Annotated in this window: 7 protein-coding genes; 4 read left to right on the top strand and 3 right to left on the bottom strand. The window is 63.8% G+C overall.

Features of this window, described 5'->3' with window-relative positions; translation table 11 throughout:
- Window positions 1-79 precede the first annotated feature (79 nt).
- Entirely contained in the window at window positions 80-1,495 is a 1,416-nt protein-coding gene (locus ACQZAB_RS07885; RefSeq protein WP_428388663.1) for a 3-isopropylmalate dehydratase large subunit, read from the top strand.
- 102 nt (window positions 1,496-1,597) lie between these two features.
- Here ACQZAB_RS07885 and ACQZAB_RS07890 read toward each other — a convergent pair whose 3' ends face one another.
- Both ACQZAB_RS07890 and ACQZAB_RS07895 read right to left on the bottom strand, forming a co-directional pair.
- Complete coding sequence (locus ACQZAB_RS07890; RefSeq protein WP_428388666.1) at window positions 1,598-2,341, bottom strand: non-canonical purine NTP pyrophosphatase; 744 nt, start codon at window positions 2,339-2,341, stop codon at window positions 1,598-1,600.
- A 4-nt stretch (window positions 2,342-2,345) separates the two neighbouring features.
- Window positions 2,346-4,058: a 1,4-alpha-glucan branching protein domain-containing protein gene (locus ACQZAB_RS07895; RefSeq protein ID WP_428388668.1), complete on the bottom strand. Its 1,713-nt coding sequence runs from the start codon at window positions 4,056-4,058 to the stop codon at window positions 2,346-2,348.
- 70 nt (window positions 4,059-4,128) lie between these two features.
- Here ACQZAB_RS07895 and murC point away from each other — a divergent pair, with 70 nt between their 5' ends.
- Window positions 4,129-5,553 (top strand): UDP-N-acetylmuramate--L-alanine ligase, encoded by a 1,425-nt coding sequence (gene murC / locus ACQZAB_RS07900; protein ID WP_428388670.1) that lies wholly within the window; start codon window positions 4,129-4,131, stop codon window positions 5,551-5,553.
- Here murC and ACQZAB_RS07905 read toward each other — a convergent pair whose 3' ends face one another.
- Complete coding sequence (locus tag ACQZAB_RS07905) at window positions 5,554-6,741, bottom strand: phosphoribosylaminoimidazolecarboxamide formyltransferase (RefSeq protein ID WP_428388672.1); 1,188 nt, start codon at window positions 6,739-6,741, stop codon at window positions 5,554-5,556. It abuts the gene before it with no gap.
- Between the two features lie 232 nt (window positions 6,742-6,973).
- Between ACQZAB_RS07905 and ACQZAB_RS07910 the strand changes: the two genes are divergently transcribed.
- Together ACQZAB_RS07910 and ACQZAB_RS07915 are read left to right on the top strand one after the other, a co-directional pair.
- A complete protein-coding gene (locus ACQZAB_RS07910; protein ID WP_428388674.1) occupies window positions 6,974-10,993 on the top strand; it encodes an LEPR-XLL domain-containing protein in 4,020 nt (1,339 codons plus the stop codon).
- 92 nt (window positions 10,994-11,085) lie between these two features.
- A complete protein-coding gene (locus ACQZAB_RS07915; protein ID WP_428388676.1) occupies window positions 11,086-12,969 on the top strand; it encodes an efflux RND transporter periplasmic adaptor subunit in 1,884 nt (627 codons plus the stop codon).
- Window positions 12,970-12,973: the final 4 nt, after the last annotated feature.

The following is a 12,973-nucleotide window of genomic DNA, read 5'->3' on the forward strand; positions in this document are numbered from 1 at the left end:
GATGAGGGTCTGTCGCGAAGCACAAGTCGGGCTCTCGCAGCCCGCTGATATCCGTCTAACCCCCGCAGGAGTCCGACTTATGGCCCGTCCGATGACGATCACCGAAAAGATCATGGCCGCTCACGCCGGCCGGTCTGAAGTCACCCCCGGTGAAAACGTCTGGGTCGATGTCGACATCCTCATGACCCACGACGTCTGCGGGCCCGGCACCATCGGCATCTTCAAGGAAGAGTTCGGCGAGGACGCCCGCGTCTGGGATCCCACCCGCATCCCCATCATCCCCGACCACTACATCTTCACCGCCGACGAAAAGTCGCACCGCAACATTCAGATCCTCCGCGACTTCGTGAAGGATCAGGGTATCAAGTACTACTACGACCCCGACTTCATCAACACCGAAGCCGGCTCGGGCATGCCCAACCCCTACCGCGACCCGACCAAGACCTCCTACAAGGGTGTCTGCCACAAGGCCCTCCCCGAGGAAGGTCACTGCCGACCCGGCGAGATCCTCCTAGGCACCGACTCCCACACCTGCACCGCCGGCGCGTTCGGCCAGTTCGCCACTGGCGTCGGCAACACCGATGCCGCCTTCGTCATGGGCACCGGCCGCACCTGGCTCAAGGTGCCGCCCACCATGAAGTTCGTCTTCCATGGCGAGATCCCGCCCTACCTGACCGCCAAGGACCTCATTCTCGCCGTCATCGGCCAGATCTCCGTCTCAGGGGCCACGTACAAAACCATGTACTTCACCGGCGAAGGCATCGCCTCGCTCACCCTCGAAGACCGCATGACCCTCACCAACATGGCCATCGAAGCCGGCGGCAAGAACGGCGTCTGCGATGTCGACGAGAAGACCCTCGAATACGTCCGCGCCAGATCCAACCGACCCGACTGGACCATCCACGAGGAAGACGAAGGCGCCGAGTACGACTACGTCCACGAGTGGGACCTGGGCACCCTCGAACCCCTGGTCGCCAAGCCCCACTCGCCCGACAACAAGGACACCGCCCGCAACTGCTCCGACGTCAAGCTCGACCGCGCCTACATCGGCTCCTGCACCGGCGGGAAAATCACCGACATGATCATGGCCGCCCACCTCCTCAAGGGCCAGCAGGTCAAGATCCCCACCTTCGTCGTCCCCGGCTCCACCGAAGTCCACCGCGACATGAAAGAACGCGGCCTCGACGGCGAACTCCGCAAGCTCGGCGAGCCCACCGTCGAAGAAGTCCTGACCGACGCCGGCTGCATCATCGGCCCGGCCAGCTGCGCCGCCTGCCTGGGCGGGCCGGTCGACACCTTCGGCCGCCTCAACGACCCCATCAACTGCATCTCCACCACCAACCGCAACTTCCCCGGCCGCATGGGCCACAAGGAAGCTGGCGTCTACCTCGCCAGCCCCCTCACCGTCGCCGCCTCCGCCCTCACCGGCAAGGTCACCGACCCCCGCGAGTACATCGACGCCCCGATCCTGACGGGATCGGCGGGGGTGATGTAAACCACTTGCTGACGGCCATCAAAAAGCCGCCCTTTGATAGGGCGGCTTTTTTGATACCCGATTAGTCTTGAAGCGCCGTCGAAGAGGAAAACTCTAGGCTCTTTAAACCACCCCAAACGCCACCAACTTCGCACACGCCCGCCCGCGATGCGAGATCGCGTTCTTCTGCTCCGCCGTCAGCTGCGCCGTCGTCATCCCCGGATGAGGCGCGTCCTCCGCCAGCAGGAAGAGCGGGTCATACCCAAACCCGTTCGCCCCCCGACCCAGGTGCGGTTCCGCCGGGTTGTCCGCCTCCTCTGGCAGCAGAATGTGCCCGAGCACCTCACCCACCACCAGCGCGCTGCAATACCCACGCAGGTCCGCCGGGATCTCCGAGACATCCGTCCGCGTCTGCTTCACCGGCTCCGGCCCGGCCAGCACCATCGTGCACAGAAACCGGGCCTCCCGCTCACCTACCGGCTTGTCCTTTAGTGACTCAAGCAGCTTCCGATTGTTCGCCCGATCCCGCTCGCCCCGTGGCATCGCCTCCCACTCGCCGTCACCAAACCACTCCTTGGCAAAGTAGGCCGAGTCCACCCCCGGCTCCCCGCCAAGCGCCTCCACGACCAGCCCCGAATCATCGGCCAGACAAGGCAGCCCGGTTGCCTTGGCATAAGCCACCGCCTTGAGCGCCGCATTCCCTGCGAACGTCCCCCGATCCTCGACCGGTTCCTCGATCCCCGGCGACACATCGCTCAGCGACAGCAACCGCAATCCATCGACATGCCTGGCGAGCGCCGCACCGATCTCCTCCACCTTGTGCGGGTTCCCCGTCGCGATCAGCAGCTCTCGCACCGCATCCGCCATCGCCCTACATGTCCCACCAGTGCAGGTTGATCTCCGGGAAGATCACATCGTGGATGTCCGAATCCTGGATCTCAAACTTCTCGACCTCGGTCAGCTCACCCAGGTACGACGAGTCTGCCGCCACCTTCTCCGCGATATCGGCCAGACACTCGAAACGCGACACATGCTGCATGTACCGCTTGATGCCGTAGTCCACCGCCTGACCCCGACGAATCACAAACGGCCAGTCCGACGCCTGCATCAGCAGCAGCTCACGGCCCGCCTTCTCAAGCAGTTCCTGAACCTTCGGCGAATCCTTCCACTTCAGCTGGCTGGTCAGCCGGCCGAACGTCGACTCGCAACGGTACTCGATGTCCCACATCCAGTTGACCTGCTCGTTGGTCCAGACCCGGTGATCCCCCTCCTCGCCCCAAGAACCCTCAGGCAGCGACGCGACCATGTCCGAGGGATGCCGCTCCAGATACTCCGTCGTCGTCACCACGTTGATCTCGGGATCGGCATTCAAGGTCAGCATCAGGTCACGGATAAACCGGGGGCCCTCAAACCACCAGTGCCCGAACAACTCCGCATCAAAACAGGCCGTGACCAAACCCGGGCGCCCGCCCGTCCGATTCAGATGGCCTCGCAGCCGGTGCTTGAGCTGGTCCACAAAGTGCGACACGTGCTGGTGAACCTTATGCGGAACATCATCCGGGTAGTACAGATGCTTGTCGCCAAGATCGACCTTGTTCCCGGTCACCTTCCAGTACCGAAGCCCGCGCTTGGGCGACCACTTCTTGTGAAACTCCAGGTACTCACCCGACGCCGGATACCCAAACGATCCCGACCACACCTGCTCGCAGATCAGCGGGTCCCTAGCAAACGCACTGCACCGTGACAGGCCCGTGCCGTCCGAGTTCACGCCATGCGGTTCGTGCACCGAGTTCCAGCCCCGCCCGGGATACTTCGCCGCTTCATCCCACCCCACACGCCACCAGTGACCATCGTTAAACACATGCTCCGACCGCGCCTGCTCGATCAGATGATGCTCCACGAAGAAGTGCGTGATCCCCTCATCCGCCACCAGATGCTCGATCCCGATCCGGCCCGCCCGCCTGCCCCAGTTGATCGGCGGGTCCCAGTCGCCACCCGGCCGGTACGCGCACTCCGGCAGCCACATCCCGGTCGGCTTGAAACCAAGAATCCGCTCCGAGGTCGCCACACCCGCCCGGATCTGAGCCCGGATCGAAGCGTCTTCCAGGAGTAACGGCATGTAACCGTGTGTCGCGTTCGAGGTCAGCAGTTCGAGATACCCATCCTGAGCCCGCTTGGCATACGCCTTGGGAATATCCCGATCCAGATCCTCAAAACGCTCCAGCAGCCCGTGGTACGTCTGCGCCCACCAGTCCGCGAGATAGGCCATGTGCCCATTGTCGATCTTCTCGAACTCTTTCTGATCCGCCCGCGCCTGATCGATCCGATCCTCGAGGTAGTGAACAAACCCCTTCTTAAAATCATCGTGCGCCAGCTGCTCCAGCAGTACAGGCGTCAACCCCATCACCATCTTCGGATGCGCATTGAAAAAGACACATTCATCGATCACGTTCAGCAGCGGGATATACGTCTCCGCTGCCGCTTCATAGAGCCAGTCCTCACCATGCGGCCATGTGCCGTGACGCAGGACATAAGGAAGGTGACCATGCAGGACGAGGGCAAAGGAGCCAAGGAAATCGCTCATGCCCCTATCGTACAACCGATAGCCTTGGGGTGAGCAGCCGCAGAAACACCGACCGACAGAGACCAAGCCCATGACACCCACCGAAGCCGATTCTTCCGATACAGCCATCCGGTCCGCCCAGCACGTCCACTGGGTCGGGATCGCTGGCGTAGGGATGTCCGGCCTCGCCCGAATGGTCCGACACTTCGGAGCCACCTGCTCGGGCACCGACCGTTCGGCCTCCGATGCCACCGCCGCCCTCGATAGGGATGGCATCCGGGTCTCACTCGATCAATCCGGCCAGGCCCTCCCCGAGCAGACCACCCTCCTCGTCGCCTCCGCCGCCATCCCGGAAGACCACCCCGAACTAGCCAAAGCCCGCAAGCTGGGCATCCCCGTCCTCCGCTACGCAGAAATGCTCGGGCGCGTGATGAACGATCGCACAGGCGTCGCCATCGCCGGCACCCATGGCAAATCCACCACCACGTCGCTGCTCAGCCACATCCTTATCCAGGCAGGCCTCGACCCCTCCCTCATCGTCGGGGCCCGATGCGAACAGATCGGTGGCGGCTGGCGCGTCGGCGAAAGCGATCTCCTAGTCGCCGAAGCCTGCGAATATGCCCGATCCTTCCACCACCTCAAACCCAGACACGCCGTCATCCTCAACATCGAGGCCGATCACCTCGATATCTACGCCGGACTCGACGAAATCATCGGAGCCTTCCGCACCTTCGCTCACGGCATCGATCCCGACGGTTCGCTCCTCATCCAGCACGAGCTCGCCCAACGCATGGACGTCGTCGCCGGGCTCAGCTGCACCGTCGAAACCCTCGGCTTTGCACCTCAGGCCGACTGGCGACTCACCATCGAACACGCCACCCAGCCAGGCCAGCCCATGACCGCCAGACTCCGAGGACGCCAAGGCGACGAAGCCGCCTGGCTCATGCCCCTCCCCGGCGAGCACATGGCCTACAACGCCGCCGCCGCCGCCGTCACCGCCCACCGGCTCGGCGTCGGCTGGGCTGAAATCACCCGAGCCATCGAATCCTTCGCCGGACTCGATCGCCGCATGCAACGCATCGGCGAGGCCGGTCCCGGCGTGACCGTCATCGACGACTACGGCCACCACCCCACCGAGATCGATACCACGCTCCGCGCCCTCCGCGACGCCTACGCCCCCAAACGACTTATCTGCGTCTTTCAGCCCCACCAGCACAGCCGCACACGGTTCCTCATGGAGCAGTTCGCCACCAGCTTCGGACACGCCGACATCGTCATGGTCCCAGAGATCGTCTTCGTCCGCGATTCCGAGCAGGACCGCCACGAAGTCCGCGCCGTCCACCTCGTGAGCCGACTCCGCACCCGAGGCGTCCAGGCCATGCACGTCGATCCGATCGACGCCATCACCGACCAGCTCCGCCACATGGTCCGTCCGGGCGATCTCGTCGTCACCATGGGAGCAGGCGATGTCTACCGCGTCTCCCACAACCTCGTCGAAGCCTTCAAGACCACCTGATCAGTGCAGGAAAAACCGCGTACCCGAGAAAGCCATCACCATCTGGTGCTCATTGGCCGCTGCGATCACATCGTCGTCCCGCTTCGACCCGCCCGCCTGCAGCACGTAACGAACCCCGGTCCTCGCCGCGCGATCCAGGTTGTCCCGGAACGGGAAGAACGCGTCCGAGGAGATCACCAGATGCTCGAACTGCTTGAGATACGCCTCGCGTTCCGATGGCATGATCGGCTCGGGATCCGCGATCAGCCCCTGCCGCACCTGCTGCTGCTCGATCGGCCCGAGGCCTTGCCAGCGTACATACTGGTCGATCAGATTCACCTTCTCCGCGCGTGCCAGGCCCTCCACAAACGGCAGGTCCAGCACCCGCGGATGGGTCTTGAGCAACCACGCCTCCGCCTTGCTGCACGCCAGCCGAGTGCACGCAATCCGGCTCTGCTGGCCCGCCCCGATCCCCACCGCCTGACCCGCCGTGGCCAGTGCCACCGAGTTCGACTGCGTGTGCTTCAGCGTCACCGTCGCGACCAACAGGGCCTCCACCGCCGCAGGACTGAACGCCTGCCGCTCCGTCACCACATTCGCTAACAGATCCTTCGAGATCACCTGATCGTTACGCTTCTGCTCCAGCTGCAAACCGAATTCCAGCCGCACCTCTGTCTCAGGCGGTTCAAACCCCGCATCTATCTCCAGCACGAGATAGTTCCCGCCCTTCTTCGCCTTGAGGATTTCCAGCGCATCCGGCTCATACCCCGGCGCGATGATCCCGTCCGACACCTCCCGCTTCAGCAGCCGCGCGACCGATGCATCCACCTTCCGCGACAGCGCCACGAAATCTCCGAACGACGCCGACCGATCCGAACTCCGTGCCTTCGCATAGGCCATCCCGAGGTCCGAAAGATTCGCCGCATCATCAATCAGGTGCCCCTTGGCAAAAGTCTCCGAAATCGGCGAAGCCACCGCCGCCCCAGCCGGCGAAACGTGCTTGTACGACGCCGCCGAGGCCTTCCCGGTCACCGCATCCAGCTCCCGAACCAGCTGCCAGCCCCGCAAGCCATCCAGAATATTGATGTACGAGGCCCCGCCGTTCAGCACCCGGAGTGGCATCTCCGACACCCCCTCAGGCAGCGTGATCCGGGCCGGGGTCTGATTCGGGTTGCAGCCGTAGCGAAGCGAAATATCCATAAGGTTCATTCCTGATCTGGAAGTCTGGGCAAAATAACGGCTTCTCTGCCTTGCCCGGCTGGCAGGAACCGGGCTCAGGACCGCCGAACCCAAAGTTAGCGAAATCCGTAGTGGACGCAGCACAGTTGGTGTGTTTCACTTGTTATACGACAAGATGGGCCATCTCCCGGCCCCGGCTCGCCCTACCTCCGTCGGCCACCCCCGACCCCCGGAGTCCCCGGACACTCAGGAGTTTCCCGTGATGCAAGTTGTTCGCACCACCCCGGCTCAGCCCGCACGCCTCGAAACCCTCGAAGACCGTGTCCTCCTCAGCGGGTCCCCCACCACCGACGTCTGGGAACAGCCCATCGAGCAGACCCTGCTCACCCAGGGCGTCCTCCAGATCGACAACTCCCTCACCATCGAACTCGCAGAAGCCGACACCTCCCAGCTCCCAGTCCCCGTCGGCCAGCAGCCCGAAGGTGCCCTCTCCGGCAAGATCGTCTACGTCCACGCCGGCCACGGCTTCACCTGGACCAACAACTCCTTTTGGACCACCCAGCGCGGTGAAGGCTTCGAACTCGTCGAAGACCTCGGCAACATCGATCAGATGAACTTCCTCATCGATCAACTCTGGAACGCCGGAGCCACCATCGTCCCCCTCCGCCCCGCCCAGCATCAGCTCAACGAGGTCGTCCTCGACAACGTCGATCCCGAAGTCACCTTCGTCGGCAACTGGTCCAATTCCTCGCAGACCGTTTACTACGGCGAAGCCGGTGAAGTCCCCTATCGCTTCGCCTCCACCTCCAGCACCGAAACCGCCTACGCCCGCTACCGACCCGACATCCCCGAGGCCGGCTACTACCCCGTCTACACCTTCGTCCTCGCCGGCAGCGACCGCGTCGATCAGCTCTACCGCGTCCACCACACCGGTGGGATCACCGAAGTCTCCATCGACCACACCAAGGTCGGCACCGGCTGGGTCTACCTCGGCAACTTCTACTTCAACGAAGGCACCGACGGCTACGTCGACATCTCCAACCGCAACGACGACTCAGGCGTCGTCATCGCCGACGCCATCCGCTTCGGCAACGGCATGGGCGATATCGAGCGAGGCGGAACCACCTCCGGCCGCTCCCGCGAAGACGAAGCCGGCCTCTACTGGGTCGAACGGCTCGTCAACGACAGCCAGGGCATCCCAACCTCGGAGTACCGAACCGCTTCCGATGACCGCGACGCCACCGTCAGCCTCGCCCCACGCTGGGCCGAGTTCATGAACCGGGAAGCCTCTGGCTCACTCCAGGACCGTGTCTTCCTCTCCTTCCACTCCAATGCAGGCGGCGGCCGAGGAGCCGTCGGACTCCACAACACCAGTTCCGGCGGCGACACCCCCAATCAGTTCCTCTGGGCCGACCTCACCGGCGCCGCTATCAACGACGACTTCCAGGCCATCGGCACGCCCCAACTCGAACATCTCTGGTCTAACCGCTCCACCGATACCTTCCAGGCCAGCTTCAACTACGGCGAGATCAGCAACTTCCGCATCAACAACGAATTCGATGCCACCATCATCGAGGTCGCCTTCCACGACAACCAACTCGACACCGAGTTGCTCCGCGATCCCGAAGTCCGCCAGTGGGTTGCCCGCTCCCAGGTCCACGCCATGATCCAGTACTTCGACCAGGTCGGTACCGTCGCCAGCACCGTCGAAGCACCCGAAGCCGTAACCAACGTCGCCGCCACCACCAACAGCGCCGGCGAAGTCACCATCAGCTGGAACCAGGGACCCTCAGGCGGGGTCAACGGCGACGCTCCCACCGGCTACCTCGTCCAGACCTCCTTCGACGGTTACGGCTTCGATGGCGGCCTCTACGTCGATGGCAACGCCAACACCAGTCTCACCCTTACCAACCTCAATCCCGCCAACGGCGTCCACTACTTCCGCGTACTCGCCGTTAACGATGGCGGCGTCTCCCTCGACTCCGCCGTCGTCGCCGCCAACCCCGGCCAGACCGACGACTCCGCCATCCTCATCGTTAACGGCTTCGACCGCTACGACCGCTCCCTCAACGTCCGCGAGCAGTTCATCGGCGCCGCCGTCGTCGACCGCGTCCGTCCCCAGTGGATGAACACCTTCGACTACACCATCCAGCACGCCGACGCCGTGCACGCCTTCGACAGCACCATCGGCTTCGACACCGTCCAGAATGAAGCCGTTATCAGCGGGCAGGTCGACCTCACCCAGTACACCACCGTCATCTGGGTCCTCGGCGAAGAGTCCAGCGTCGACGCCACCTTCAACAGCACCGAGCAGACCCTCGTTACCAACTACGTCAACGCCGGCGGCAACCTCTTCCTCTCCGGCTCCGAAATCGGCTGGGACCTCGACGCGCTTGGCAACGGCAATGCCTTCTTCAACAACGTCCTCCGCGCCGATTACGTCGCCGATGACGCCAACACCCAGACCGCCTCTGGCGTCTCCGGTTCCATCTTCGCCGGCATCAGCCTCACCTTCGACGACGGCGACGTCGTCTACGACGTCAACTCGCCCGATGTCATCGCTACCACCGGCCTGTCCGAAGCCGCACTCACCTATTCAACCGGTGGCGTCGCAGCGATCACCTCAGAAGCCGTCCTCGGCGGGCAAGGCGGCATCGTTCTCCTCGCCTTCCCCTTCGAATCCATCATCGACCAGGCCGACCGACACGACATCATGGCCGCCGCACTGAACTTCCTCGGTGCCGACCCCGTCGATCGCCCAGACAGCCCAACCGGCATCGCCGCCGAGAGCTTCCCCAACGAAATCGTCCTCACCTGGACCGCCCCCGCCGATCCTACCATCGTCGGCTATCACGTCGAACGCCGCGACACCCCCGCCGGCGACTTCGTCCGCCTGACCTCAGGCCAGCCTCTGACCTACCCCGTCTACCTCGATACCAACGTCACCACCGGCGTCGATTACACCTACCGCGTCGTCGCCATCGACGCCCTCGACGTCCAGAGCCTCCCCACCGGCGAAGCCAACGCCACCCCCACCGAACTCGTTCAACTGGTTGATGACATCGAAACCGTCTTCACCAACGATCTCTTCGGCACATGGTCCGTCCTCGCAGGCGTCGGGCTCGACGGCAGCGACGCCCACATCGCCACCCCCACTGAAAACACCTTCGCCACCTGGACCTTCGACATACCCTCCCAGGCCGATTACGAGATCGAAGTCTTCATCCCCGAATCCGTAAGCGGCCTCCTCGGCACCGCCGAGTACCGCTTCCAGTCCACAGCCGGATTGCAGGTCATCAACCTCAACCAGTCCAACCCAACCCCAGGCGGTTGGACCAGCATCGGCACCCACAACATCGACGCCGGCGAACTACTCCTCATCCTCGACGCCAGCGTCAGCCTCCCGGGCGACGTCGTCCTCGCCGACGGTATCCGACTCACCGAAGTCACTGAAATCCCCTCCGAGAACCCACCCGTCATCACCGAGATCGTCGTCGGTTCAACCAGCTGGTCCAGCGCTTTCCTCAACGACATCGACCCCGGTAGGGCCCTCGGCTACAGCATGCCAACAGGCATCGATCAACTCGACGCACTCCCTTGGGACAACATGGATCAGTTCTCGCTCGTCTTTAGCGAGGATGTCTTCCTGACCGGAGACGCCTTCTTGTCTTCGCAGGACGGCTTCTTCACATCTGGCATAGTGCCAACATCATTCACCTACGACAGCGTGACGTTCACCGCCACCTGGACGCTACCCGTCAATATCGCTGACAACATCGGTGAGTTCGCGATTTCTCAGTTTGAATCGATCCTTGACACCCAAGGCGTCGAACTCGACGGTGAATGGACGTTAGCCGTCTCAGAAGTTTCCGGTGACGGAAGCCCCGGCGGCTTCTTCAATTACTTCTTCCGAACTGTTCGCGCTGACACCAACGGCGACGGCGCCGTCGACCTCATCGACCTCTCCAACCTCGCCTCCAGCTTCAACGCCTCCAACACCCAGACCGACTTCAACGGCGACAATGTCGTCGATCTCATCGACCTATCGATCCTCGCTTCCAATTTCGGCACCGACCTCTCCGAACCCGAGATGGCTCCCGCATCCGTAATTATCGAGCCCGCCAGCACACCCGAGGCCAACTCCACCGCCCAGCAATGGGCCGAGTCCCGTCGATCCACCACCACCCTCACCCTGTCCGATAACGACCTCAATCCCGATGACGACGCCGAGGACGACGCCTACGCCCCCTTCGGCCTCTGGGACGGCACAACAACCGCCTAGGGCTGCGGACTGATCGCCGATAGAATGAAGACCGAAACAGGTTTGTACGATCCAGACTTCTGCCACCGCAGCAGCCGGGAGATTTCGTTCTGATGTCGAGTTCGGTCCATGGCTTGGGGGAGTTGGCAACCGCCCAGCAGCAGCAGGTTGAAGACCCCTTCGGCCTCGACGGCCCACCCGATCAGTTCCTCGCTCGCTTCCTCGCCGCCCAGCGTGAAGCCGGCCTCTCCACCGCCGGTGCCCTCCTGCGCCCCGAGCGCGAAGGCGTCATGGAAGTCCTCGCCCTCGACCCCACACCTTCCGGACCCAAGCGCCAGCCCCCCTGGCTCAACACCGCCATGAGCGCGGTCGCCGGCGTCATGTCCGGAGGACAGGGATGCACCCTGCCCTACCGAGACCCCTCCAGCCTCTACACCGCAGGCCCCAGCTCCCACATCGCCATCCTGCCCCTCCGTGGCGAAGGCCAGGTCCGAGGCGTCGCCGCCTTCCTCGTCGATGCCAACGACCAGACCACCGCCGAAGAAGCCCTCCGCCGACTCACCCTCACCGCCTCCGCACTCAGCCTCTTCGAACTCCGACAGACCTTCAAACGCAAACAGGCCGACCTCGAACTCATGGGAGGCGCTGTCTCACTCCTCGCCTCCGTCGCCGAGCAGGAAAAATTCCGGGCCGCCGCCATGGCCGCCTGCAACGAGATCGCCGAACGCACCCGCGCCATCCGCGTCAGCCTCGGCATCCTCCGCGGCCGCTACGTCAAGGTCCTGGCCATGAGCCAGACCGAACAGATCAACCGCAAGATGCGCCTTGTCCAGGACATCGAAAGCGCCATGGAGGAGTGTCTCGACCAGGACGTCGAGGTGCTCTATCCGGCCTCTCCCGAAGCCACCTACGTCCACCGCGCCGCCGCCGAACTCGCCGACCGACACGGCCCATCACGCATCCTCACCCTGCCGATCCGACTCGCCGGCGAACCCGAAGCCGTCATCCTCGTCGAACTGCCCACCGATCAGGGACTCACCACCCGCCAGGTCGAAGCCCTCCGCCTCGCCTGCGACCTCCTCGGCCCAACGCTTGTCCGCCAAAGCCAACGCGACCGCTGGTTCGGTGCCCGCTTCGCCGTCTGGACCCGCCGACACGCCGGCGAGATCGTCGGCCCACGACACACCTGGGCCAAACTCACCGCCATCGGCCTCATCATCTTCCTGCTCGTCGCCACCCTCTACCCCGCTCGCTACCGCGTCGAGGGCACCTTCGTCGTCAAAGCCAGCGAACGCCAACTCGTCTCCGCCCCCTTTAACGGCTACCTCGCCACCGTCAACGTCGAGCCCGGCGACGAAGTCACCGCCGGGCAAACCATCCTCGCCACCCTCGACACCGCCGACCTCCAACTCGAACGAGCCTCCCTCGAAGCCCAGATCGAAGGCTTCCGCAAAGACCTCGCCGTCGCTCGACGCGATGGCGACATCGCCCAACTCCAGGTCGCCCAAGCCCAGATGGACGAAGCCGCCGCCCAGCTCGACCTCGTCACCCACCGCATCAATCAGGCCACCCTCCGAGCCAGCGTCAACGGCGTCGTCGTCGAAGGCGATCTCAAACGACAAATCGGCGTCGCCCTCGAACTCGGCCAGGCTCTCTTTGAAGTCGCCCCCCTCGACGGCCTCCACGCCGAACTCAGCGTCCCCGAATCACGCATTGTTGAAATCAACGAGGGCCAAACCGGCCTCCTCGCCTCCGTCGCCAACCCCGGTGTCTACCTGCCCTTCACCGTCGAACGTATCGACCCCGCCGCCGAGGTCGTCGAAGCCCAAAACGTCTTCAAACTCCGCATCGCCATCGACGACCCCGCCGCCGACCAGCCCATCGTCCTCCGACCCGGCATGCAAGGCGTCGGCAAGGTCGATGTCGGCCGCAGACCACTGATCTACATCTGGACCCGAGACGCCATCCGATGGCTCCGCATGCAGCTCTGGCTCTAACGAG

It is taken from the genome of Mucisphaera sp., from assembly GCF_965279675.1.
Lineage (GTDB): Bacteria > Planctomycetota > Phycisphaerae > Phycisphaerales > Phycisphaeraceae > Mucisphaera.

Coding starts and splice junctions, on each gene's coding strand:
- murC (WP_428388670.1), top strand. CDS start 4,129: ATGACACCCACCGAAGCCGATTCTTCCGATACAGCCATCCGGTCCGCC.
- ACQZAB_RS07895 (WP_428388668.1), bottom strand. CDS start 4,058: ATGAGCGATTTCCTTGGCTCCTTTGCCCTCGTCCTGCATGGTCACCTT.
- ACQZAB_RS07915 (WP_428388676.1), top strand. CDS start 11,086: ATGTCGAGTTCGGTCCATGGCTTGGGGGAGTTGGCAACCGCCCAGCAG.
- ACQZAB_RS07890 (WP_428388666.1), bottom strand. CDS start 2,341: ATGGCGGATGCGGTGCGAGAGCTGCTGATCGCGACGGGGAACCCGCAC.
- ACQZAB_RS07910 (WP_428388674.1), top strand. CDS start 6,974: ATGCAAGTTGTTCGCACCACCCCGGCTCAGCCCGCACGCCTCGAAACC.
- ACQZAB_RS07885 (WP_428388663.1), top strand. CDS start 80: ATGGCCCGTCCGATGACGATCACCGAAAAGATCATGGCCGCTCACGCC.
- ACQZAB_RS07905 (WP_428388672.1), bottom strand. CDS start 6,741: ATGAACCTTATGGATATTTCGCTTCGCTACGGCTGCAACCCGAATCAG.